The organism is Paenibacillus sp. UNC499MF, assembly GCF_900107975.1.
In the GTDB taxonomy this organism is placed as follows: Bacteria; Bacillota; Bacilli; order Paenibacillales; family NBRC-103111; genus Paenibacillus_F.
Genome location: NZ_FNVF01000001.1, coordinates 673,456 through 696,459 on the forward strand (window position 1 = coordinate 673,456; position 23,004 = coordinate 696,459).

At 53.5% G+C, this 23,004-nt stretch carries 21 protein-coding genes; 18 read left to right on the plus strand and 3 right to left on the minus strand.

Annotation, left to right across the window (positions count from 1 at the left end; all coding sequences use genetic code 11):
- Positions 1 to 78 precede the first annotated feature (78 nt).
- From C4S74_RS03085 to C4S74_RS03130, 10 genes are all read left to right on the plus strand, one after another.
- Entirely contained in the window at positions 79 to 1,830 is a 1,752-nt protein-coding gene (locus C4S74_RS03085) for a 2-oxoacid:acceptor oxidoreductase subunit alpha (RefSeq protein ID WP_103993875.1), read from the plus strand.
- Positions 1,818 to 2,684 (plus strand): 2-oxoacid:ferredoxin oxidoreductase subunit beta, encoded by an 867-nt coding sequence (locus C4S74_RS03090; protein ID WP_103993876.1) that lies wholly within the window; start codon positions 1,818 to 1,820, stop codon positions 2,682 to 2,684. The genes C4S74_RS03085 and C4S74_RS03090 overlap by 13 nt, the downstream gene beginning before the upstream one ends.
- Before the next feature lie 121 nt (positions 2,685 to 2,805).
- Complete coding sequence (gene pduL, locus C4S74_RS03095) at positions 2,806 to 3,375, plus strand: phosphate propanoyltransferase (protein WP_103993877.1); 570 nt, start codon at positions 2,806 to 2,808, stop codon at positions 3,373 to 3,375.
- A gap of 153 nt (positions 3,376 to 3,528) precedes the next feature.
- Positions 3,529 to 5,013 (plus strand): tRNA (N6-isopentenyl adenosine(37)-C2)-methylthiotransferase MiaB, encoded by a 1,485-nt coding sequence (gene miaB, locus C4S74_RS03100; protein ID WP_103993878.1) that lies wholly within the window; start codon positions 3,529 to 3,531, stop codon positions 5,011 to 5,013.
- Positions 5,014 to 5,045: 32 nt separating this feature from the next.
- Positions 5,046 to 5,462 carry a RicAFT regulatory complex protein RicA family protein gene (locus C4S74_RS03105; RefSeq protein ID WP_103993879.1) on the plus strand — a complete coding sequence of 139 codons (417 nt, stop codon included), beginning with the start codon at positions 5,046 to 5,048 and terminating at the stop codon, positions 5,460 to 5,462.
- 138 nt (positions 5,463 to 5,600) lie between these two features.
- Entirely contained in the window at positions 5,601 to 6,371 is a 771-nt protein-coding gene (locus tag C4S74_RS03110; protein WP_146065473.1) for a DUF2087 domain-containing protein, read from the plus strand.
- 89 nt (positions 6,372 to 6,460) lie between these two features.
- Positions 6,461 to 6,814 carry a four-helix bundle copper-binding protein gene (locus C4S74_RS03115; protein WP_103993881.1) on the plus strand — a complete coding sequence of 118 codons (354 nt, stop codon included), beginning with the start codon at positions 6,461 to 6,463 and terminating at the stop codon, positions 6,812 to 6,814.
- 386 nt (positions 6,815 to 7,200) lie between these two features.
- Entirely contained in the window at positions 7,201 to 7,983 is a 783-nt protein-coding gene (locus C4S74_RS03120; RefSeq protein WP_103993882.1) for a glycosyltransferase family 2 protein, read from the plus strand.
- Entirely contained in the window at positions 7,980 to 8,342 is a 363-nt protein-coding gene (locus C4S74_RS03125; protein WP_103993883.1) for an EamA family transporter, read from the plus strand. The genes C4S74_RS03120 and C4S74_RS03125 overlap by 4 nt, the downstream gene beginning before the upstream one ends.
- Before the next feature lie 10 nt (positions 8,343 to 8,352).
- Positions 8,353 to 9,783, plus strand: coding sequence for a glycosyltransferase family 39 protein (locus C4S74_RS03130; protein WP_103993884.1), 1,431 nt, complete (start codon positions 8,353 to 8,355; stop codon positions 9,781 to 9,783).
- Between the two features lie 92 nt (positions 9,784 to 9,875).
- On the opposite strand, the gene C4S74_RS03135 is transcribed toward C4S74_RS03130, so the two are convergent.
- Entirely contained in the window at positions 9,876 to 10,310 is a 435-nt protein-coding gene (locus C4S74_RS03135) for a universal stress protein (protein ID WP_103993885.1), read from the minus strand.
- A 190-nt stretch (positions 10,311 to 10,500) separates the two neighbouring features.
- Between C4S74_RS03135 and C4S74_RS03140 the strand changes: the two genes are divergently transcribed.
- From C4S74_RS03140 to C4S74_RS03155, 4 genes are all read left to right on the plus strand, one after another.
- On the plus strand, positions 10,501 to 11,895 hold the full coding sequence (locus C4S74_RS03140) for an LCP family protein (RefSeq protein ID WP_103993886.1): 1,395 nt from the start codon (positions 10,501 to 10,503) through the stop codon (positions 11,893 to 11,895).
- Between the two features lie 157 nt (positions 11,896 to 12,052).
- Positions 12,053 to 12,487, plus strand: coding sequence for a hypothetical protein (locus tag C4S74_RS03145; RefSeq protein ID WP_103993887.1), 435 nt, complete (start codon positions 12,053 to 12,055; stop codon positions 12,485 to 12,487).
- A gap of 31 nt (positions 12,488 to 12,518) precedes the next feature.
- The gene (locus C4S74_RS03150; protein WP_103993888.1) at positions 12,519 to 13,025 is read left to right on the plus strand and encodes a type 1 glutamine amidotransferase domain-containing protein; all 507 of its coding nucleotides are present in this window, start codon (positions 12,519 to 12,521) and stop codon (positions 13,023 to 13,025) included.
- 106 nt (positions 13,026 to 13,131) lie between these two features.
- Entirely contained in the window at positions 13,132 to 13,746 is a 615-nt protein-coding gene (locus C4S74_RS03155) for a rhomboid family intramembrane serine protease (RefSeq protein ID WP_103993889.1), read from the plus strand.
- A 164-nt stretch (positions 13,747 to 13,910) separates the two neighbouring features.
- Here the strand turns inward: C4S74_RS03155 and C4S74_RS03160 are convergent, their stop codons facing one another.
- Positions 13,911 to 14,474 (minus strand): NAD(P)/FAD-dependent oxidoreductase, encoded by a 564-nt coding sequence (locus tag C4S74_RS03160; RefSeq protein ID WP_103993890.1) that lies wholly within the window; start codon positions 14,472 to 14,474, stop codon positions 13,911 to 13,913.
- A 214-nt stretch (positions 14,475 to 14,688) separates the two neighbouring features.
- Between C4S74_RS03160 and C4S74_RS03165 the strand changes: the two genes are divergently transcribed.
- The 4 genes from C4S74_RS03165 to C4S74_RS03180 all read left to right on the plus strand — a co-directional run bounded on the left by C4S74_RS03165 (position 14,689) and on the right by C4S74_RS03180 (position 21,242).
- On the plus strand, positions 14,689 to 15,780 hold the full coding sequence (locus tag C4S74_RS03165) for a Xaa-Pro peptidase family protein (protein ID WP_103993891.1): 1,092 nt from the start codon (positions 14,689 to 14,691) through the stop codon (positions 15,778 to 15,780).
- Between the two features lie 128 nt (positions 15,781 to 15,908).
- Positions 15,909 to 16,691 carry a TspO/MBR family protein gene (locus C4S74_RS03170; protein ID WP_258042354.1) on the plus strand — a complete coding sequence of 261 codons (783 nt, stop codon included), beginning with the start codon at positions 15,909 to 15,911 and terminating at the stop codon, positions 16,689 to 16,691.
- 290 nt (positions 16,692 to 16,981) lie between these two features.
- On the plus strand, positions 16,982 to 20,050 hold the full coding sequence (locus C4S74_RS03175) for a glycoside hydrolase family 10 protein (RefSeq protein ID WP_103993893.1): 3,069 nt from the start codon (positions 16,982 to 16,984) through the stop codon (positions 20,048 to 20,050).
- A 133-nt stretch (positions 20,051 to 20,183) separates the two neighbouring features.
- Positions 20,184 to 21,242, plus strand: a complete 1,059-nt coding sequence (locus tag C4S74_RS03180; protein ID WP_103993894.1) for a metallophosphoesterase — start codon at positions 20,184 to 20,186, stop codon at positions 21,240 to 21,242.
- 127 nt (positions 21,243 to 21,369) lie between these two features.
- Here C4S74_RS03180 and C4S74_RS03185 read toward each other — a convergent pair whose 3' ends face one another.
- Positions 21,370 to 22,941 carry an FAD-dependent oxidoreductase gene (locus C4S74_RS03185; protein ID WP_103993895.1) on the minus strand — a complete coding sequence of 524 codons (1,572 nt, stop codon included), beginning with the start codon at positions 22,939 to 22,941 and terminating at the stop codon, positions 21,370 to 21,372.
- Positions 22,942 to 23,004: the final 63 nt, after the last annotated feature.

Here is a 23,004-nt window from a genome sequence, read left to right on the forward strand (position 1 = left end):
ACGTTCTAAGCAGGGCTCGTTTTGCAAAATGGTTTGCAAGAGGCGGAGCAGCTCACCATCAAAAGGAGTGGACGCAAGGTGATTAGTCAGTTATCGTGGAAGATCGGGGGACAACAAGGGGAGGGTGTAGAAAGTACGGACCGTATTTTCTCGACGGCGCTTAACCGTCTCGGATACTATTTGTACGGTTACCGTCACTTCTCTTCGCGCATCAAGGGAGGACATACGAACAATAAGATCCGTATCAGTACGAAACCGATTCGCTCGATTTCCGATGATTTGGATATTTTGGTCGCTTTCGACCAGGAAACGATTGATTTGAACTCTCATGAGCTGGGAGTCCACGGCGTAATTGTCGCGGACGCGAAGTTTAATCCCACCCTGCCGGAAGGCGTTAACGCGCGTCTATTCCCGGTGCCGATCACGGCGATTGCGGAAGAGCTTGGAACTTCCCTGTTTAAAAATATGGCGGCTTCCGGCGCTTCCTGGGCGCTTCTGGGGCTGCCTTTAGACGTATTCAACAAAGCGGTCGAGGAGGAGTTCGGACGCAAAGGCGCGGCCGTGGTCGAGAAGAATATCGAAGCGGTGCGCAAAGGCGCGGAATCCGTGCTGGAGCTCGCCGGCGGTCCGATCGCGGAACTGCAGCTGGAGCCTGCGGACGGCGAGCAGAAGCTGTTCATGATCGGCAACGACGCCATCGCTCTCGGGGCAGTAGCCGCCGGCTGCCGCTTTATGCCGGCTTATCCGATCACTCCGGCTTCGGAGATTATGGAATACTTGACGAAGGTGCTTCCTAAATTCGGCGGAGCCGTTATCCAGACTGAGGACGAGATATCGGCTTGTACGATGGCAATCGGCGCCAGCTACGGCGGCGTACGCGCCATGACGGCCTCGGCCGGTCCCGGATTGTCCCTGATGATGGAAGCGATCGGTCTGGCCGGCATGACGGAAACGCCTGTCGTGATCGTGGATACACAGCGCGGCGGCCCGAGTACGGGACTTCCGACCAAACAGGAACAAAGTGACGTGAACGCCATGATTTACGGCACGCACGGCGAGATCCCCAAAGTCGTACTCGCGCCTAGCTCGATCGAAGAGTGCTTCTACGATACGATCGAAGCGTTTAACCTTGCGGAAAAATTGCAGCTTCCGGTCATTCTGCTGACAGACCTCCAGCTTTCGCTGGGCAAGCAGTCTTCCGAGGTGCTGGATTATAATAAAATCGTTATTGAACGCGGCAGCCTTGTCGAGCAGCCGGAGGAAGTCGAGGACAGCAAGCAGCTGTTCAAGCGTTACGAGTTTACGGAGAACGGCGTCTCGCCGCGTGTGCTGCCGGGCGTGAAGTACGGCCTGCACCACGTGACAGGCGTTGAGCATGACCAGGAAGGCCGTCCGTCCGAGAGCCCGGTTAACCGGAAGAAAATGATGGATAAGCGCCTGGAGAAGCTCAAGCACGTGAAAGTGACCAATCCGATTCTCGTCCATGCGCCGCATGAAGAGCCGGATGTCCTGATCATCGGCATGAGCTCGACGGGCGGTACGATTGAGGAAGCAAGAGGCAGACTCGAGAAGGACGGCCTTGCAACGAACCATGTTCACGTGCGTCTGCTGCATCCTTTCCCTGCCGAAGAGCTGAAGCCTCACCTGGAGAAAGCAAGACATGTAATTGTCGTCGAAAATAACGCGACTGCACAGCTGGCGAACCTGATTAAGCTGAATGCAGGCAGTGCCGATAAAATCAAGAACATGCTGAAATACGACGGAACCCCGTTCCTGCCGTCCGAAATTTATCAAGAATGCAAGGAGCTGACTGTAGCATGGCAACGTTAAAAGATTTCCGCAACAATGTAAAGCCTAACTGGTGCCCGGGCTGCGGAGATTTCTCCGTTCAGGCCTCCATTCAGCGCGCTGCCGCGAATGTGGGACTGGAACCCGAGCAATTGGCGATCGTTTCCGGTATCGGCTGCTCCGGACGTATCTCCGGCTATGTGAACTGCTACGGCTTTCACGGAATTCACGGCCGTTCCCTGCCGATTGCCCAAGGCCTTAAAATGGCGAACCGCGAATTGACCGTTCTGGCTTCCGGCGGCGACGGCGACGGATTCGCGATCGGTATGGCTCACACGGTCCATGCGGTCCGCCGTAACATCGACATGACCTATATCGTCATGGATAACCAGATTTACGGCCTGACTAAAGGCCAGACGTCTCCGCGAAGCGGGGAAGGCTTCAAAACGAAGAGTACACCGAGCGGTTCCATCGAAACGCCTCTGGCGCCTCTTGAGATGGCGCTTGCTGCGGGTGCGACTTTCGTGGCGCAGTCTTTCTCCAGCAACCTGAAGCAGTTGACGCACATCATCGAAGAAGGCATCAAGCACCAAGGCTTCTCGCTGATTAACGTATTCAGCCCGTGCGTTACGTTCAACAAGGTGAACACGTACGACTGGTTCAAGGAAAATATCGTGGATCTGGAGACGATTCCGGATTACGATCCGAGCAACCGGATTCAGGCAATGACGAAGCTGATGGAAACCGACGGCATGCTGACCGGCATTATATATCAGAATAAAACGAAGCCGAGCTACGAGAACCTCGTTACCGGCTTTAAAGAAGAAGGACTGGCCAAGCAGGATATGAAGCTGAGTCAGGCTGATTTTGACAAATTGGTTGCAGAATTCAAATAAGCGGGACAGAAAAGCGTGCAGAGTGATCTGCGCGCTTTTTTTTTCTTCGTATAGAGGTTAAACTGAGGGGGAGAAGCTGCTGTAGAGACAGAGAATGGATACAGGAAGGGATGAAGACAGAATGAAACAAATACCTATCGGGATTTCCGCCCGTCATATTCATTTGAAGCCGGAGCATATTGCCCGCCTGTTCGGTGAGGGCTATGAACTGACCGTTCTGAAAGACCTGTCCCAGCCGGGACAATTCGCCGCGGGCGAAACCGTCGCGGTCGTCGGCCCCAAAGGCCGGTTTGACAAGGTTCGTATCCTGGGCCCGGCCCGGAATATTTCCCAGCTGGAAATATCACGTACGGATGCTTTTGCGCTTGGCGTTAATCCGCCGGTACGTGAATCCGGAAACATTGAAGGAACGCCGGGGATCAAGATTGTGGGTCCCAAGGGCGAGGTGGAGCTGGAAGAGGGCGTGATCGTTGCGGCCCGCCACATCCATTTCCATACGGAAGATGCGAAGAAATGGGGCATAGAGGACAAGCAGCGCCTGCGGGTCCGCGTGGAAACGGATCGTCCCGTCATTTTCGAGGATGTCATTGCACGTGTGTCGGACCAGTTCGCCTTGGATATGCATATCGATACGGATGAAGGCAACGCCGCAGGGCTTAAAACAGGCGATGTCGGAATTATTGTAGATTAGGAAGCGGCCGGACAAGTCGTCCGGAAGCGTGCGGAGAGCCGTGTACGGGGAGCTGATTTCCTCTGCCCGGCTCTTTCTTCTTTTGTCCGGGGACCAGGCATGGTATAATCAGATTTATGAGTCCAGCATGGAATATTCAGGAGGAATGGCGAAATGACGGTGAAAACCGCTAAATCCGATAAGGATTTTTCGATCTATTTTCAACCTCCTTCTTATAAGGATGCGAAAAAGCGCGGCAAGGAAAACATTGAAGTGCTGTATGATTTCAACATCCCGGAAGAGATGAAGGAGTTTGGCAAAGGCAAGCGGTACATGATTCGCACGTACGGCTGTCAAATGAACGAACACGATACGGAAACGATGAAAGGCATGCTTGAAGAGCTGGGGTATACTTCGACGGAAGAGAAACAGGAAGCCGATGTGATTCTTCTCAATACCTGCGCGATTCGTGAGAACGCGGAGGACAAAGTATTCGGCGAGCTGGGACACCTGAAGCACCTCAAGACGGAAAAGCCCAATCTGGTGCTCGGAGTCTGCGGCTGCATGTCTCAAGAGGAAGGCGTCGTTAAGCGGATCTTACAAAAACACGGGCATGTCGATCTCATTTTCGGCACCCACAACATTCACCGGCTTCCGGCCCTTCTGCAGGATGCTTACTTGAGCAAGGAAATGGTCGTGGAAGTGTGGTCCAAAGAAGGCGACATTATCGAGAACCTGCCCAAGAAGCGGGAAGGCATGCGCGCCTGGGTGAACATTATGTACGGCTGCGACAAGTTCTGCACCTACTGCATCGTGCCGTATACCCGCGGCAAGGAGCGGAGCCGTCGTCCCGAGGACGTCTTGGCGGAAGTGCGCGATCTGGCCCGTCAAGGGTTTAAGGAAATCACGCTGCTCGGCCAGAACGTTAACGCTTACGGCAAAGATTTCGAGGATATCTCGTATTCCTTCGGAGATCTGATGGCGGATATCCGTAAAATCGACGTGCCGAGAATCCGGTTTACCACTTCGCACCCGCGTGATTTTGACGATCATCTGGTCGAGGTGCTTTCACACAAAGGAAATTTGATGGAGCATATTCACCTGCCGGTCCAATCGGGAAGCACGGAAGTGCTGAAAAAAATGAGCCGCAAATACAGCCGTGAGCTGTATCTGGATCTTGTGCGCAAGATCAAGGCGGCTATACCCGATGTGGTGCTCAGCACGGATATTATCGTCGGTTTCCCGGGAGAGACGGATGAGCAGTTTGAAGAGACATTGTCTCTCGTGAAGGAAGTCCGGTTCGATTTCGCCTACTCGTTCATTTATTCCCCGCGTGAAGGGACGCCGGCGGCCGCAATGGAAGACAACGTTCCCGAGGACGTGAAAAAAGAGCGTCTGTACCGGCTCAATGAGGTGCTCGGAGCTTTCAGCAAAGAAAGCAACGAGAAGCTTCGCGGCGAAGTGGTCGAAGTACTGGTTGAGGGAGAGAGCAGGAAGAATTCGGAGGTCCTCTCCGGACGGACCCGCACGAACAAGCTCGTTCTTTTCAGAGGATCGAAGAGCCTGATCGGATCTTTCGCCCACGTACGCGTAACGGAACCGCAAACCTGGCTCGTAAAAGGCGAGCTGGTCGCGGAGCCTCTGCAAATGTTAAGCTAAGAACGCCATAATGAAGAAGCGGAGTGTGCAGGATGGAGCATTACACGAATACCGAAATGGTCGTACGAGAAGATATTTTGGCGAAAACGAAGGAGCTGGCGGAGCTTCTTACCACCTCATCCGAGGTGCAGTTTTTTCAACAGGCCGAAAAACAGATCAACCAGAACGAGCATATTCAGTCCCTGATCCAGGCTATGAAGAAGAAGCAGAAAGAAATCGTCGCTTTTGAAAAATTCGACAACGAAATTATGGTCAAAAAGATCGAGAAGGAAATCGAGGATCTGCAGGATGAGCTCGACAATATTCCGATCGTCAGCGAATTTCAACAGTCCCAAGCGGACATCAACTATCTGCTTCAGCTTGTTATGGGTGTAATCCGGGATACCATTGCGGATAAAATCACTGTGGAGTCCGGTTCGGCACAACCGCCTTCCAGCTGCAGCGAATAAGAGTATCTGTTACAAAAAGGCCGTTTCCGGAAGGGAACGGCTTTTTGCCTTTCATTCAATCGGCTGTAAGTTGACAAAAAACAAACAATAATTTAAATTGTTTATATAAATACAAACGAAAGATTGTAGGTGTTTGATTTGAAAGATGTTTCCGAACTTTTTTGGAATGCGACGACAGATGAAATCAAACGGGGCTACATTTACTCGAATCAGGAAGAAGTATATGTGTGTCTGGTTTGCGGGAAATCGTTCACAAAAGGGATCATTTACCGCGAAGACGAAACGTTTTACGAAGCCGAAAAATTCGCGTCCCGGCATATCGCCGCCGAGCACGGATCCATGTTCCACTACCTGCTCAACTTGAATAAGAAACTGACGGGATTGACCGACCTGCAGAAGCAGCTGCTCGGATTTTTTCACGACGGATTGTCCGACAAGGAGATTGTGGGGGAACTGGGCGGCGGAAGCACCTCTACGATCCGTAACCACCGGTTTACGATGAGAGAGCGGGAGAAGCAGGCCAAAGTGTACCTGGCGCTTATGGGGCTTCTGGATCAGCGGCCCCATACCGGTAGAACGCCTGCTTTTATTGCCGTTCCGAAAAGCGCGACGGTGCTTGATGAAAGATTCGCCATTACCGAGCAGGAGAACGAGCAGTTTCTGAAGGTGTATTTTCCGGACGGGACAGACGGGCCGCTCCAGAAATTTCCGAAAAAAGAGAAGCGGAAAATCGCCATTCTCCGGCAGCTGGCAACCAGATTTGAAGCGGACCGTAAGTACACGGAAAAAGAAGTGAACGAGGTTCTGAAAGAAGCGTGGCAGGATTACGTGACCCTGCGCAGATATCTGATCGAATACGGCTTTATGAAACGTCACGACGACGGAAGCGCGTATTGGGTAACCCGTTAAAACTAACGTGCAGCTCGGTTTTGGGTCAAATTCACTAAAAAAGGTTAATATCCGTATAGCAGCAGCTAGAGACAAAGGAGGATATAACCATGCCCCATGATATGACTCACGAAGGTGTAAACGAAGAAATTCAACGCTGTATCGAAGAATGTATAAATTGTATTAAAACGTGCAATTATTGTTTCGACGCCTGTCTGAAGGAAGACCACGCTTCCCAAATGGCCCAGTGCATCCGCCTGACCCGTGAATGCGCGGACATTTGCACCTATGCCGCCTCGGCCATGACCCGTCAAAGCCCGTTCATTGTGGAAATCTGCAATCTTTGCGCCACGGTTTGTGAAATTTGTGCCAAAGAATGTGCGGAGCATGAACATGAGCACTGCCAAGAGTGTGCCAAAGTATGCCGCTCCTGCGCGGAAGCCTGCCGCAGAATGGCTGCTTAATGCGTTTTAAATAAACGAGCGGCTTGAATGCGGCAGTAGAGCAAGCAAAGTACAGCTCGATCTGGAAACGGTTAGAAGCCTGCGGATAAAAAGGTTCGGATAAAAAAGGAATCCTGCTAGAGGATTCTTTTTTTATTTTCAGAAGCCTGAAAAGAAAAGTAAAACCAGTTGTAAAAACAATAAGGTTAATCTAATAATTGGGTGACCGGAAAGCGGCGGTTAAGGTTATAATTAGGTGAAGAGTCCTGCGCAAGTGCAACCTTCCCAACCGCATTACGTCTATGACTGAAAGCCTGTTTCATTCCGCTCTGATTTGGGTAAATGTTGCTGATGTGCATGTAATCATAGTAAAGACCTAATTTTTGTTGCCTGAGGAGTTATCGTTTATGAAGGAAACTATTATTGTGGGCCTGCCGGCCTACAACGAACAGGATGCCTTGCCTAAACTGCTTCCGAAGATGGAACAATTGTCGGCGCAGTTTGGGGAGGCTTTTCGTGTGGTCGTGGTTAACGACGGAAGCTCGGACGGAACGGCCGGGGTCCTGGAGGAAGCATGCCGGACCTACGCATGGCTTCAAGTTATCGACCATGAGCGCAACCGCGGACTCGGGGAAGCCATGAACACCCTGGTCCGATTTGTTACAAGCGAGTACCAATCGGGCGATGTGCTTGTGACGCTGGATGCGGACAACACGCATAATCCGAATCTGATTCCGGCGCTCGTCGCGAAGCTGAAGGAGAACAAGCTGGATCTCGTTGTGGCGTCCCGATTTGCCAGAGGGGGCCAAGAGCTGGGCTTGTCGCTTATCCGGAGAATGTACAGCCGCGGGGCGATGGTATTTTTTAAATTATTTTTTCCGATCGAAGGAGTCCATGATTATTCAAGCGGTTTTCGCGCCTACCGGATCGGGTATCTTAACCAGGCTATGAACCTTTACAAACAAAGACTGATCACGACCAGCGGTTTCGACTGTATGGCCGAAATGATGGCCCGGTTCAGTAAAATCGGCATTAAAGCGGGGGAGTACCCGCTCGTGCTGGAATACCATTTAAAAGTCGGCCGCAGCAAAATGAACGTTAAGCGGACGATAGCGGGTTATTTCCGCCTGCTGATGAAAGTCAAACCTCCTGTGCAGGGGACGCAAAAGAAAGTGAAGGGAACCGTATGAGCGCACTTTGGGTCATTTTATTATCGGTCGGGATGGGAGCGGTCGGCCAAGTTCTTCTCAAAGCGGGGGCGAACCGTCTCGGTGAACTTTCGCTGGCTCCGGCTACTTTGATTCCGGACATATTCCGGATGATCAAAACTCCCGAAATCCTGATCGGACTTATTTTGTTCGGAACGAGTTTTCTGCTCTGGGTTAAGGTGCTCACCAAAGTAGAGCTCAGCTACGCCTACCCGATGATGAGCCTGAGCTACGTGATTGTGTTCGTCATGTCGTTCCTGTGGTTCCAGGAGGCGTTTACGATGCAAAAGCTGGTCGGTATGGCCGTGATCATCATCGGAATCATTATCATTAATAAATAAGGAGAAGCGCATGGAACAGAAGACGCGCATTCCTGCGTGGCTCATAACCGCCCTCTTGTTTATTGCGATTGCTGCGCTGAGAATTCCATACATAACCAATTCACCGTATGAAATCGATTCATGGAGACAATCCGACACCGAATCGATCGCCCGCCACTTCGTGGAAACGAAATTTAATGTGTTCTATCCGCAGTTCAATTATCAGGGGCCGCTTCCGAATTATGTGGAACTGGAGTTTCAGATAACCCCGTTTCTGATTGCGATTTTGTACAAACTGTTCGGATATCAGTACTGGCTGGCCAGGCTCGTGCCTCTGGCATTTTTTATGGGATCGGCGTGGTTTCTCTACTTGATTTCCCGCACGTTCTATTCGAAGCGGACGGCTTGGATCGCGGTTTTGCTGTACGGGATTCTGCCGGTCACGGTGACGTACTCCCGGGCGATTATGCCGGAAGCGGCTTCGCTGTTTTTCTACCTCGGCGCCTTCTATGCGTTTACGGTGTGGATACGCAGAGGGGGCACGGCTTTTGTGCTTACCGCGGCGCTGTTTACGGCGCTGGCGATATCGCTCAAGGTGCCGACGGTATTCGTCGGCATTCCCATGATTTTTATGGCGGCAGCGAAGTTTAAGTGGAGAATGGCCGTGAACTGGCGCTTGTGGCTGTTCGCCGCGGTTGCTCTCGGTCTTCCGGTGCTGTATTACGCATGGGCTTCGTCCATAGCGGAATTCCAGTTCGTCTCGGGAATCGCGTCCAAGCACATTTTCCCGAAAATGGCGACGGCGGTGTTCACGCCCGAGACTTGGGAGTTTTTCCTGCGGGAGCTGCCGAAAGCCTTCACCTGGCCGCTGCTGGCGCTGGCGGCCGCAGGGCTGCTTGCCGGCTTCAGGCAGAAGGACATCCCCTTACGCGTATGGGGATGGGCGATGCTCCTGGAGCTGGCGACGATCGTGGCGGTGATCAAATTCGACTATTATTTGATCTTCTTCGCCCCTGTGGCGGCTTTGCTCGCCGCCAAAACGATCGGCCGGCTGGCGGAGCTCCCGCGCTTCGGCTGGATTCCAGCGGCGGCCGCCGTTGCGGGAATCGGATGGGCCTGCGCCCTCATGATGAATCCTGACTACGGGAAGGAGAAAACCGTCATTCTGGAGCAGGCCCGCGCGGTCGAGCGGCTGACGAAGCCGGGCGATCTCATCGTCGTCGGCACCGACGATCCCTCGCTCCTGAACGCCAGCCACCGTGTAGGCTGGAGGGTGCTAAATTCCATCCCGGACGATCCGGTCAAAGAGCTGGAGTATTTCCGGGCGGGAGGAGCCGCCTATTTTGTTCCGCTCAAGGGACAGATCGACGGAGATAGGGCAGGCGAACTGCGGCGCTATCTGGACTCGAAGTATAAGAAAATTCCCGTAGCGGGCGGCTACGACATTTACCGGCTGAAATGAAAAGAAGCAGAACCTGCATGCAGGTTCTGCTTTCTTTGGGTTTGCCGTTTGCCGCTTGCCGCAGCTCTTATGTACTTCCTCCGCTTCGGCGGCTACTTGACTACAAGCACCGGAATTTGCGCATGCTGGACGACGTAGTGGCTGACGCTTCCAAGCACCCATTCCCGGACCCCGCTCAGGCCGCGGCTGCCGATGACGATTACATCCCGTCCGGTACGCTCGGCGTGTTCGAGGATGGCCCGGCCGGGGTTGCCGCTGAGCAGATAAACCTCGGCGGGCTGGGAAAGCGAAACCAGACGCTGCTTCGCTTCGTCTTTAATTTGTTCCGCCAATTCGTAATATTCTCCGGACATGCCGGCAGGCGTGGAAATGAGGGCTTCACCGACCACAAGGTTCGGCATATTCGCCACATGAACGACTTCCAGCTTGGCGGACGAGTTGCTTTGAGCAAGTCCGACGGCTTTTTCCAGCGCTTTCTTCGATACTTCAGAACCATCATACGCGCATAAAATATTCAAGAATTGCATGATCGTCACCTCTTTGGCATAATGAATTAGGGAAGCTGTCGAATTTTTAACTTATTTGTAACTCTTTACTCCCCATTTCTCACTATAATTATACCGTCTAGCGAACTATAATGATATCGTCTGCTCCTACACTCCTGTCTATACATTCCGAAGGAATCGTATACCATACTCAAGAATTGAGGTTTTAATGATGTCTGACCCTATTAATCCGAACTCTACCCCCGTTTCCGGTGCTAATTCGCGTAAATCCAAACTTAAAAAGAAAGCCAAATGGCCCTTGTGGAAAAAAATAGCCGTAACCGGCGGGATTATCGTTCTGCTTATCGTCATCGGTATCGGATCGTACGCCGGCTATCTCATCAGCAAAGCCGATGAGGTCATCAAAAACGTCGGTACGACCGAAGTCGTGGCCCCGAAAGATTCCGCGAAAGTCAAACCGCTCAGCATTTTGCTGATGGGTGTTGATTCCAGGGAAGAAACCGGATCTCTGAACAGCGACGTGATGATGGCGATTTCGATGAATCCCGAGACGAAGTCCGCTACGATCGTATCTCTGCCGCGCGACCTTGAAATGAAGCTGAAGAAGAACGGCGAATCCCATAAGGCTAACTATTTTTACCCGCATTTTACGTTAACTGAACCGGAAACCGCCATGAAAAAGACGAAGGAGTTTTTCGGCAACTTTTTCGAGGTTCCTTTTGACTACATGGTGACCATTGATTTCGAAGGTTTTAAACAGGTTGTCGATGAGCTCGGCGGAGTAACGGTCGATGTCGACCAGGATATGTATTATGTAGACAACTGGGACGGCACGAAAATCAATCTCAAAAAAGGCGTCCAGAAGCTGGACGGCAAACAAACGCTCGACTTCGTTCGTTACCGCAAATCGAACCCGGGCTCGAAATTCGAAACCGCGGAATCGACCGATACGGCGCGCAACGCGAGACAACAGCAGGTATTGAACGAAATTCTCAAAAACATGAAAAGCCTGGGCGGGGTTTCGAAAGCTTCCGGCATTTTGGAAGCCGTCGGCAACAACCTCAAAACGGATATCCCTTCCAGCCAGATTTACGATATGATTTCCCAATATATTACGATTGATACCCAGAATATCGAACTTATTCATATGGAGGGTGACTGGATCAGCCCTTATATCGTCGTGAAAGATGAAGAGATCCAGGAAGCCAAAAACGCTTTGAAGCGTCGTTTGGATCCGAACTGGGTGCCGAGCAGAAGCCCGAATTCCACGAATTCGTCTAAAGGAACGGACAATAGAGGCAACACCGACTCGAACGGCAAAATAATTCCGACTCGCACGCCCAAGCCGACTGGAGGCCCGACTCATACGCCTAAAGCGACAATCAAGCCGACGCCGACACCGACGCCTAAATCGTCCGTACGGCCGAGCCAGACTCCGGAGGACGATGACGTTGTGCCGGGCTTGACGCCGGATCCGAGCCGCAAACCGGGCGGCAGCGCGACTCCTATTCCGACAGGAAAGCCTACGCCAACTCCGAAAAATTCGGAGGCGCCTAAACCGACGCCGACTCCGCAAAACCAGGAAACGACTCAAAAGGCGGGCTAACATCTGAAATCCCCGTACTTCTCGAATGGAGAGGTACGGGGATTTCTTTTTTTCGAGAGGATGATTGTGAACTTTTTTCCCTTGGGCTTGTGTAGGAAAAGTAAGTTGCGGGTAATATCAACAGGAGACAATCTAAAAAAAGGATGAGGTGTTCGTGATGAGCAAACATATTCAAGCCTATTTCCGCACCGAAAACGAAGCGGAGGATGTTCGTATCCGGCTCCAAACTTATTCCGTTGAGCAGCTTGAAGTCGGGGAGACTCAGGGAAGCGTCTCGCGGACCGGACTGATTGCGCCTCCGGCTTTTGCGGGCGGAACGTCCGGTGCCGTCGGTGTGCCGGGTGCGACGATCGGCACCTCTCCGAGTCCGGGCGGCTTCATACCGGTCCGGGCGGCGGAGGATCGGCACGATCCCGACCGAACCATCCGGGGCGAAGACGACGGGCCTTTGGCCGATCTCATCTTTGGCGACGGCGACGATGATGCCGATAATTTGCGCTATGTGCTGACGGCCAAAGTCCGGGATTCCGACTATACGGAAATCGTCGAAATTATCCGCAGCAACAAGGGATACGTTGAATCGATAGATTAAGACCAGATAAACGAAAAGGAGTGGAACAACCATGAGTAAAATCGCATTTTTACTGGCACCCCAATTCGAGGATTCCGAAATGCAGGAACCGTATGAAGCTTTGAAGGCCGACGGACACGAAGTCGTTATTATCGGATTGAAGCAGGGAGAACTGCTTACCGGCAAAAACAAGAAGGCCGAATATACGGCCGATCAAGGCATCAGAGAAGTCAAACCCGATGAGTTTGATGCCGTCGTGATTCCCGGAGGCTCTTCGCCGGAAGGCTTGCGTTTGGATGGCGACATTCAATCGTTCGTGAAAAAGATCGACGAGGCCGGAAAGCCCGTAGCCGCTATCTGCCACGGACCGCAGATACTGATCAGCGCAGGTCTGATCAAAGGCCGGAAGCTCACGTCTTATCCGCCGCTACAGGACGACGTGCGTAATGCGGGAGGAGAGTTTGCGGATCAGGAAGTCGTGATCGACGGTAACCTGATTACGTCTCGCACACCGAAGGATGAGCCGGCATTTATCGCCGCCATCAAAAAGGCGCTCTAAATAGGATTTTTTTATAAGACAAGAACGTCTGCGGCGCAAGCTTGCAGGCGTTCTTGTTTTTCCTATATGATGGGGATATCTCATCCGAAGGAGAAGGTATCTATTTATGCTGTTCGTCCGTCAAGAAAGCTTCAAGGAATACATACGCCGGTACCCGGTTACGAGTCTTCTGGTCCTTATCCATGTGGTGCTGTTCGTGCTGATGGAGGTAAGCGGCTCGTCGACAAGCACGAGAACGCTCATCGAGTACGGAGCCTTGTTTTCCGCACCGGGTTTTGCTCCGGAATGGTGGCGGTTTTTCACCGCTATGTTCTTACACATCGGTTTATCCCATCTCTTGTTTAACAGCTTTGCCCTGGTCATTTTCGCACCGCCTCTGGAACGTCTGCTGGGCAGTGTCCGCTACGCGGTCTTTTACTTAGCCAGCGGGGCGCTGGGCAGCGCGTTCTCCTATTGGCTGCATACGGACGCTTACGTCGCGGCAGGAGCTTCCGGCGCCATTTACGGAATTTATGCGGCGTATCTTTATCTGGCCTTGTTCCGCAGGCAGCTGCTGGACCAGCAATCGAGACAGACGGTTATCATCATTCTCGTGAGCGGTCTGCTGTTCTCCGTCATCGTGCCGAATGTGGATCTCTACACGCATCTGGGCGGGTTTCTCGCCGGTTTTGTCCTCTTTGCTTTGTTTGTGGAATTTATAAAGCGGAGCGGCAGAAGGTAAGGCTGAATGGCTGGATGTACAAAAAGAAGATAAGGTGACTGCGTGGAAGCGGACGTTAACAAGGACCGGTAATTTCATGACGTTCCGCTTCCCGCAAAACCGAAAAAAGACTCCTGAGGTTCCGGCGGAACCGGCAGGAGTCTTCTTTGTATGCTTGTAAAAGTTTAAGATTTCAGAATATCGTGGTCCACGTAACGCTCGCCGTTCAGCTCGCTGACGATATTAATGGCCGCTTTGGCGCCGTCGCCGGCCGTGACGATCGTATGTACGCTCATGCCGGCAATCGTGCCCGCCGCCCAAATACCTTCCACGCTCGTTTTGTTGTTCGCATCCGTCTGCACGATCGTTTTGATCCGCGGCTCCGTACCCGGAATTGTCGTGACTCCGATTTTATCCGCAAGATCGGCCAAGACTCCGGTTGCGAGCAGGACATGTCTGGCTTCGTAGCTGCCCTGATCCGAAGTGACGAGAAAGCCGTCATCCTGCTTGTCGACGGACTCCACTTTGCCTTCGGCAATTTCCGCACCGAATTTGGCCGCTTGTTTCTTGCCCAGCTCCACCATGTCGGGACCGCTGATTTCGGCGACTCCGTAATGGTTCTCGATCCAGGCGCGCTTCGTCATGCTCTGCCCGCTGTCGATAAGAAGTGTCTTTTTGCCCGCTCTGGCGGCAATCAGTCCGGCGCTGGCACCGGCGGGACCCGCTCCGATAATAACAAGATCGTACATGCTCTTCTCTCCTTCGTATGGCAAAATAAAGACTCTTATCCAGTATAGCGGATCGGCAGAGCGAAGAAAAGCAGCGCTTACATACCGGGTCAGCAGGGGTTCAGAGTAAAGCGGAGCCGTGAAATGTGGGTTTTTGTGTCCCTGCATGCTATGATAGAAAGAGGATTCCATCCGCAGTAAACAGTGAAAAACCTTGAAAAGAACAGGTGATCAAATGAATAATCGAATCAAACAAATCAACGATCATATGGAACAGAACAACCTTGATGCCGTTATCATTACGGTACCCCGGCACGTGTATTATTTGACGGGATTCGCTTCCGACCCGCACGAACGTTTCCTGGGTCTCATTTTTCCGAGAGGGGAAGAGCCGTTTCTGCTTGTACCGGCTCTTGATGCGGAGGCGGCCGCCCAGGCGTCTTCGGTGCAGCGGATTCATACGCACAGCGATACGGATTCCGCTTACGACGTGCTGCGCGGGCTGCTTCCGGCTTCGCTCGGCAGCATCGGCATTGAGACCGAGCACTGGACCGTCAGCCGCTATGAAGAACTGAAGAGCTATATCGGCGTAAGCCGGGTTTCTTCGGTCGACAGTCTGCTGCGTGACATGCGGGTCATCAAATCCGAAAGCGAAATCGCTCTGATGAAGGATGCCGTCGCGCTTGTGGAAGAAGTTCTGAAGCGCGGACTGGAGAAGGTGGCCGTCGGCGTGACGGAAATCGACCTTGTGGCGGAGCTGGAATTCCAGATGAAAAAGCTCGGAGCCCAGTCTCCTTCGTTTTCGACGATGGTTCTGACCGGTCCGGCCTCGGCTCTGCCGCACGGCGTTCCCGGCTCGCGTAAAATCAGCCGCGGGGATCTGCTTTTGTTCGATCTCGGTGTGTATCTGAACGGTTATGCGTCCGACATTACTAGGACCTTCGCAGTGGGCGAAGTGTCGGAGGAACACCGCCGAATCTATAATGCGGTTCTCGCCGGCAACGAAGCCGCCATCGGAGCCGTCCGGCCTGACGTGACTTGCGCGTCCATAGACGCTGCCGCAAGAAACCGGATCGAAGCGGACGGCTATGGCCCGTATTTCAACCACCGGCTCGGTCACGGCCTCGGCCTCGACGTTCACGAATATCCGTCCTTGCACGGAAGAAACGAGGCTGTGCTGAAAGCCGGCATGACGTTCACTATCGAACCCGGTGTTTATGTGCCGGGTGTGGGCGGAGTCCGTATCGAAGACGACGTTCTCGTTACATCCGGAGGAGTCGAGGTGCTGACTTCCTTCCCTAAAGAGCTGACGGTTCTCGGCGGCTGATCTGCAGCGGCGAAAGCCTGCTCCATGTATTCCTGGCGGAATAAAGGGGCAGGCTTTTTGCGTTCGATTAATTCTAAGCGCATACGGTTAAACATACATAATGAACAAAAAGAGAGGATGTGACAATCATGCACGCTTTGCGTAAAACAATGAATATTGCCGGCCTCCTTTTGGTTCTGATCGTAAATACGTTATCCCAGGTGCTTCCTATCAACGGGATGACAACCGGCGAGATATCGGACCGGCATCATACTTACGTTACACCGGCCGGGTATGTTTTCACGATATGGAGCGTCATTTATCTGGGGCTGATCGGCTTCGTCATTTACCAGGCCCGCAAGGATACCGGGAACCGTCCGGCCGTAGAGCGGATCAGCTACTGGTTCGTCGTCAGCTGTCTGCTGAATTCAGCCTGGATCTTCCTGTGGCATTATGAACAAATCGGCTGGAGCACGCTGGTAATGGCTGCTCTTCTGCTGACGCTTATCGCGATCTATCAAAGAATCCGCTACGGCCGGGAATCGCGCGCCATCGGGGAGTACAGCTTCGTTCAAGTGCCTTTCAGCCTGTATCTGGGCTGGATCTGTGTGGCTTCCATCGTTAACGTTACCGTATGGCTGCAGGATATGGGCTGGAACGGCTGGGGCATCGATCCACGGATGTGGGCCGTCATTCTGCTGACGGCTGCGGGCGTACTGGCTGTCACATTCAGTTACGCGAAAAAAGACGTGCCTTTCGCACTCGTTTTTGTCTGGGCGTTTATCGGCATCGGTGTCGAACAGCAGGCGGACGCATGGATACGCAATGCGGCATGGTCGCTGGCTGCCATTGTCGGGGCGGCAACTTTATGGCTGCTGGTCCAAGTAATCCGGGATCGAAAAAGATGGGACCAGCCCTATATCAGCCGGTAGCCGTAGACGGTAATGAAGACCTATAGACCTAATCGGGAAGCTTCTCTTGCAAAAGAGAGCTTCTTTTTTTTGCGCAAATGTCGAAATAAATAGAAAAAGGAGATAATATCCAAAATATTGTAATATACAAGAAAAATATTCCATAGCATCCGAAATGGTGCTACAATACGTGTAATCGGATTGGCAAACAGGGGAGAAAATAACAGGAGGTGATTAGCGGCTCAGCTTAACCTGCTCGGATGTTCTCCGTTTTTGTGTGTCTGGAGCCAGTTTACACCTGAAGGAGGAAGATGACGACGGTGAAAAGATCTCTTCGCTCAAGCGTGCTGCTGCGCAGAACGCTGTTTGCTGTCCTGCTCTTGTCTGTTGCCGCAGCCGGGTGCATTCCGCTTTACGGGACTGCGGCGGCGGTTTCCGGCTTGCCTGAAGCTGCGTCTGCCGCCTATCCGCAGCATCCCGGGCCTTACAGGGGCATCGCGGTTCCGCCCGACAGCCCGAAATCCGGCGCCGCGGATCAGGATCCTTTTCGTCCGGCGGACGGGCCCCGGGTCCCTTTGCTTCCGCAGACGAGTGTTGGCGTGTCGGTAAATGAATCCGTTTACGGTCCGCACGTCAGGCTGCCCGACGGTACTTTGCATCCGGTTGCCGGAGTGGATCAGGAACGTAAAGAAGACGCTCTGACCGTGTACACGAGCACGTACGGAATGTATACCACTCCTTTCGATGACCGGACGATCGAGCTGATCGTGACGGAAGGCATTATCGTGGATAAAATCGCAGACGGCAAAAAAGGAACCTATTTACCTAAAAACGGGTACGTCCTGTCGGGCACAGCCAGTACAAAGGCACTTCTGCAGCAGTTGAATGTGGGAGACAGCCTTACTGCCGTGAACCTCGCAATTCCCGTCCTGCCTGCGAAGTATGTGCGGGTCGCCGATTTGATTATTCCCCTGGATCGGGTCAACGGTCCGCGAAATCAGGGGGAAGCGGTATTGTTCGATTCGGACTACGGAGCCTCCACCCGCACGAACCCGTGGGGGATGGAAGTAACTATCCAGAACGGCCGGGTTACGGCAGTTAAAGGAATTGTTATCGATTCCGGCGGGAAATTCATCGACAACGACTCGCCGATCCCCAAGGGGGGCTACGTCCTATCCGTGCAATCGGCAAGTCCTTACTATGCCGATCTGCTGGCTTTGGCGGCTCCGGGTCTGGCCGTATCCATGGAGTTGAATAACTATCCCATGTATTTTGCGTCCAAAATGGCTTATGACGCATTTAATCCCCGGACGAGGGAAGACAACCCGCCGGGGTGGGACGATACGAACAACAAGCCGTATCCCGGACATCGCGGAGCGGAGCAGCTTATCGTTTACGACAGCAGCTACGGTCCTACTACCGGCACCAATCCGTGGGGAGGTGAAGCGGCCGTGAATGCGGACGGCAAAATCATCGCCGTCGGAGGCAACAACCGGCCGATTCCCGCAGGGGGATTCGTTCTTTCCGGACACGGCTCCAAAATGGCCTGGCTTTCGCGTTATGCGGCCATTGGAGCGACTGTGAAAATCAACCGGGCGGAGAAGCAGGTGCTGCTTATTTTTACCCCGCAATCTTATCTGGACAGGGCGCGGATAACCGCAGGGAACGCGGAGCAGGCACTGGAGGAATCCAAGCGCAAATTTATGGATGTTCCCTACGAGGAAATCCGCAAAGCAATCCGGCAGGTGAATCAGTTGGAAGAACAGGCGGCTAGGCATCTGGAAGAAAAAGGCGTCGAAGGGCTGACCGAAGTACTGGCCGAGCTGGATGCGAAAGCCACGCGTGTTCATTACATGAACGTAGAGTCCAGAACGGTTGAAAACCGGGGAATCTGGATCCGGCCCAAAGAGAAGTCTCTGGAGGAAGTTAAACGGGCGCTGGATAAGATTAAAGCGGCTCACCTTAACTCCGTTTACTTGGAGACGTTCTGGAACGGGTACACCATCTATCCGACCAAGAACAAAATTACGGCCCATAATCCCATGTACGGCGGGTTTGATGTGCTGCAAGCTTATTTGGATGAAGGGCAAAAGCGGGGCCTTGAGATACATGCCTGGGTCGAAAACTTTTTCGTGGGAGGACCCGAACCCGGGCCGGTCGTGGAGCGCAAGCCCGAATGGTCGCTGCTCAGCCGGAAAGGCCAAAATTATCAGGAAGATGCGGCAAGCGGATTCCGTTATTATTTTATCAATCCGGCTCTGGATGAAACGCATGACTTCCTGCTGGATGTCTATAAGGAGCTGCTCGGCAAATACGACGTAGCCGGTCTGCACCTCGATTATGCGAGGTATCCGGGTTCGGGAGATTTTACGAACGATTTCGGCTATGACGCCTATACCCGGGACCTGTTTCAGAAGAAATACGGGACCGATCCCATCCTTCTGCACCCCGGAGACGCATTGTGGGCTAAGTGGGTGGATATGCGCGTCGGTTTTGTCGACAAGTTTGTATTCCGCCTAGCCCGGGAAGCGAAGAAGTGGAAGCCCCAAGTGAAGCTGACCGCCGCGGTGTGGCCCGAATATGAGATTGCCCGCGGAGACGTGCTGCAGGATTCGATGAACTGGGTGAAGCATAACCTGATCGACAACGTGTTCCCGATGTCCTACAAGCTGGACACCTCGCTCGTTGTGGAAGATGCGCGCAAAACGTTCGAGACCGCAAGGGACAAATCGTATGTGACGATCGGCGTCGGCTCCTTTATCGATCTGACCAAAGACGCGTTCATCGATCAGATCATAGCAAGTCATAGACTGGGAATCAGCGGAAGCGCGGTTTTCGAGTATGAATCGTTTTTCGATCAGGGCTATGACAAAAACACAGTGCTGGGCGTGTACCGGAATGAAGCGGTCGTTCCCGACAGAGATCCTGCCCGGTCTCTTGCCGCTGTGATTGCCGGACAAAAGCGGAAAGTAAAAGAGCTTTACCTCCATTTCAAAGGGATGGATGCCCGCAAAGCCGGCCGGTATACCGATGAGCTGGAAGCAATTATCAAAAAGCTGGGCGGAGAAAAAAATCCCCGGCTGAATCCCGGACATCTGAAGCAGGTAAGAAAATTACTGGCGTCCCTGATTAACGAGATCTTCTCCGACAGCCGTTTGAATGCCGAGGTCAAAGAACGGATGCTGTACGATTTGGAGGGAGCGCTCAAAATTGCCGAAATTACGGCGGCCAAATCCGGGAAGGGCGGTAAGTATGCCGCTGAGTCGGATGAAGGTGATGAAAACGGCGGCACCCGTGCGGACGAAGAGGTTTTGTTTTCCGATGAGACCGTTTTGAATGGTGTGCCAGGCGGGAACAGCGCGTCCGGGGAGACAGAGTAGTAGGGTGCCTGCATTAAGTCGGAACATTACGACCGGAAGGTTAAACCGAAGGTAGAACAAACCGTAAGTGGTTTCAATAACGCTGCGAAAATTGCTTTTCAATCCTTTAGAGGAAGAGAAGAGGTGCAGAGCCATGAAATTTACGTTTGCGGTATTGTCCGATATTCATGTGGTAGCGTGGGACCCGGAGTCGCACCGGCGTCTGGAAGTCTGTCTGAAAGATTACGCAGCGATGAAGCATCCGCCCGATTTCATCGTCATTAACGGGGATTTAACAGAAGGTTTTGCCGAGGACTATACGGTGTTAAAACGTATTTTATCCGAACATGCCCGCGTTCCCGTTTACGTGACGAACGGAAATCACGAATATTACCGGATGTGGTACAAGGACGGGAGCTTCAGTACGGATACCTTCCCGAACGGCTGGTCGACGGCGGAAGCGATGGCCCGGTTTCTCGGCTTTCTGGGAAAGCCGCTGCCCTATTACGATCTGCGCCTGAAAGGATTGCGCTTCGTATTTATGAGCGCCGAGCGCTACCGGGACACGGATCCGGCTATCCGCGAGGACGCCTGGATCAGCGACGGGCAGTTCGCCTGGCTGGAACGGATTCTGCGGGAGGAATCCCGGCCCCTTCATGCCGACGCAAAGGGCATGGCCGAAACGGCCTCCGCGGCCGAGGCGGACCCGGCACCGGCAGCCCTTGAAGCCGCCGAACCCGAAAGCGGCGGTGCGGGCCCGGCCGGCTCCCCCGGAGAGGATGAGACCGGGCTGCAGCCGGCGGATTCCTCTCCGGGGGAAGTAGCCTACCGTCCGCATGGCCGGAAGCGGCCGGTGTTCGTCTTCCTGCATCAGCCGCTTCCTCATACCGTGGCGGGAAGTTATGACCCCGGCGAGAAGGGCGTCGTGCAGGACGTGCGGCTGAGAGAGCTGCTTGGCCGGCATCCGAACGTGTGCTTCTTCTCGGGGCACACTCATTACACGCTGGCCAGCCCGGGAATTTATTTCGAGGACGGGTGCTCTCATATGGGAACCTCCTCTGTCCGCAGGCCGATCGGAGACGGCATTGACCCAGCGCCCGTTGAAAGCGAAAGCGTCCTCGTCGAGGTGGCGCCGCATTCGGTAACGATCCGCGGACGCAGGCATAACACGGGGGAGTGGCTGCCTTCGGCAGTATTTGAAAAACGGTATTGAAAAGCCGTGGAGCCGGACCGGATGTCGGGGAATTAACCCGGCGCGGATAAACGAGGGAAAGCCGCCTTTAGCAGAAGATTCTGCATAAAGGCGGCTTTTCGGTTCGAGACCGGGTATTTGACGGGGCTTAAAGCGGGGTGATGGTCGGCCATGCCAGCTCTACGCCGTTCCAGGATAAAATGTTCTGCAAGCCTTCCAGCTTCGTCTTGTCCGCATGCACTTCACGGGGCTGATAGCCGTTCTGCACGCAGTAGCCGGCGAGGAAGCCCGCGGCTTCGCCGATATTCCACTCCACCGGATGCAGACGGTAGCAGCCGTTCGTGATGTGGGTCGTGCCGAGGTTCTTGCACGCCGGCAGGAGGTTGTTGACCCGCACGGGAATGAGGCTGCCGAGCGGGATCTGGAACGGAAGGGAGGACACGTCTAAATAGTTCCGTCCCGTCATGCTCGGATGAAGATCGATCCGGTAAGCGCCGATTCCGACGGAATCCGGGAACACTTCGGCGCCTTTGTCGCCGCGGATCGCCGTGCTTACGTGCTGCTCCTTGACGGTGAACTCGGCCTTAATCCGGCGGGATTCCCGGATATACGGTGCCTGGGCCATTCCGTCCTCGGTCCCGACGACCTCCGGTCTCAGGCGCAGGCCGGGATATCCGGCTTTGCCGTCCGGACGGGGAGCTTCGGTCTGGAGCCAGTAGAGCAGAGAATAGCTGAGCTGCTTGGCCTGTTCGAGATTTTTCTTCGCTTCCGCTTCGGGAACGTCATAAATATTGCCGAGCCAGTAATCGTTCTGCGGCCAGTTCACGAGGGAAATATCGCTCGGGAACGTACCGGGCATAAAATTCGCCTTATCGATTACCCGGCGGTAATTGAAGAGCGGATATTTCTCGGTTCCCGGAAACAGGGTATCTTCGGCAGGCTCAAGCGTCACCGGGTTCGGCGAAATCCAGCTGAGCTGCTTGTCCGGCCAGAAGTCCGCCTTATAGTTGCGCCAGAAGCTGTAATCTTTCGGCTTGTCGATGACATGATTCTCGCCTTCGAAATAATCCATGGCAAAACAGACGGTAAACGCCTGGATATCCTTCGGATCGGCGACTTCGGGCGCGCTCGGCTCTCCCGTGTCTTTCCGGGATTCGGCGCCTGTCACATACTCGACCTTGGCGAGCGGAAGAACATCTCCGCACTCCGTCGCGTCGAGGAAATAAGGTGCGGTCAGCGTATGTTTGTGACCGAGATCCAAGTGTTTTACTTTGACGGCCCTGATTTTGTCCCCGTCCGTTTCGGCCGCCGTAATGCGGTGGCGGTTAAGAATAATCAGCTTGCCGCTGTTGACGTAAGGCGCAAGCATTTGCTCAAGAACCGCCAGCATGGCTCTCGGCTCCGCACACAAGCGGCTTACTCCGCCGTTGCCCGGATTGAGATTAACGATGGCGCGGGCTTCGGCCGTAAGCGGGAAATAATCGCGATAGTAGGAGCGCACGCCGTTGCGGAACTGGCGAAAGCTGCGGGTGCAGCCGAACTGTTCGATCCACTTGTGCTCGTCCGGCGGCACGGCCTGGCTGGTCAATTGCCCGCCGATCCAATGGTTTTCTTCTGTCATAATTACTTTCATTCCCATTTTGGCGGAAGCCAGAGCGGCCGCACAGCCGCCGACACCTCCACCGATAATGACGACATCTGCTTTCAATTCACGGTTCATAGTCGAATCCCTCCACAGTCTATTTATTTTCCTGATATTGGAATCTACTTCATTTTAGCAAAC

Excerpts from the sequence above, each read along its gene's own strand:
- C4S74_RS03090 (WP_103993876.1), top strand. The coding sequence starts at position 1,818 with ATGGCAACGTTAAAAGATTTCCGCAACAATGTAAAGCCTAACTGGTGC.
- pduL (WP_103993877.1), top strand. The coding sequence starts at position 2,806 with ATGAAACAAATACCTATCGGGATTTCCGCCCGTCATATTCATTTGAAG.
- miaB (WP_103993878.1), top strand. The coding sequence starts at position 3,529 with ATGACGGTGAAAACCGCTAAATCCGATAAGGATTTTTCGATCTATTTT.
- C4S74_RS03105 (WP_103993879.1), top strand. The coding sequence starts at position 5,046 with ATGGAGCATTACACGAATACCGAAATGGTCGTACGAGAAGATATTTTG.
- C4S74_RS03115 (WP_103993881.1), top strand. The coding sequence starts at position 6,461 with ATGCCCCATGATATGACTCACGAAGGTGTAAACGAAGAAATTCAACGC.
- C4S74_RS03120 (WP_103993882.1), top strand. The coding sequence starts at position 7,201 with ATGAAGGAAACTATTATTGTGGGCCTGCCGGCCTACAACGAACAGGAT.
- C4S74_RS03125 (WP_103993883.1), top strand. The coding sequence starts at position 7,980 with ATGAGCGCACTTTGGGTCATTTTATTATCGGTCGGGATGGGAGCGGTC.
- C4S74_RS03130 (WP_103993884.1), top strand. The coding sequence starts at position 8,353 with ATGGAACAGAAGACGCGCATTCCTGCGTGGCTCATAACCGCCCTCTTG.
- C4S74_RS03135 (WP_103993885.1), bottom strand. The coding sequence starts at position 10,310 with ATGCAATTCTTGAATATTTTATGCGCGTATGATGGTTCTGAAGTATCG.
- C4S74_RS03140 (WP_103993886.1), top strand. The coding sequence starts at position 10,501 with ATGTCTGACCCTATTAATCCGAACTCTACCCCCGTTTCCGGTGCTAAT.
- C4S74_RS03145 (WP_103993887.1), top strand. The coding sequence starts at position 12,053 with ATGAGCAAACATATTCAAGCCTATTTCCGCACCGAAAACGAAGCGGAG.
- C4S74_RS03150 (WP_103993888.1), top strand. The coding sequence starts at position 12,519 with ATGAGTAAAATCGCATTTTTACTGGCACCCCAATTCGAGGATTCCGAA.
- C4S74_RS03155 (WP_103993889.1), top strand. The coding sequence starts at position 13,132 with ATGCTGTTCGTCCGTCAAGAAAGCTTCAAGGAATACATACGCCGGTAC.
- C4S74_RS03160 (WP_103993890.1), bottom strand. The coding sequence starts at position 14,474 with ATGTACGATCTTGTTATTATCGGAGCGGGTCCCGCCGGTGCCAGCGCC.
- C4S74_RS03165 (WP_103993891.1), top strand. The coding sequence starts at position 14,689 with ATGAATAATCGAATCAAACAAATCAACGATCATATGGAACAGAACAAC.
- C4S74_RS03170 (WP_258042354.1), top strand. The coding sequence starts at position 15,909 with ATGCACGCTTTGCGTAAAACAATGAATATTGCCGGCCTCCTTTTGGTT.
- C4S74_RS03175 (WP_103993893.1), top strand. The coding sequence starts at position 16,982 with ATGACGACGGTGAAAAGATCTCTTCGCTCAAGCGTGCTGCTGCGCAGA.
- C4S74_RS03180 (WP_103993894.1), top strand. The coding sequence starts at position 20,184 with ATGAAATTTACGTTTGCGGTATTGTCCGATATTCATGTGGTAGCGTGG.
- C4S74_RS03185 (WP_103993895.1), bottom strand. The coding sequence starts at position 22,941 with ATGAACCGTGAATTGAAAGCAGATGTCGTCATTATCGGTGGAGGTGTC.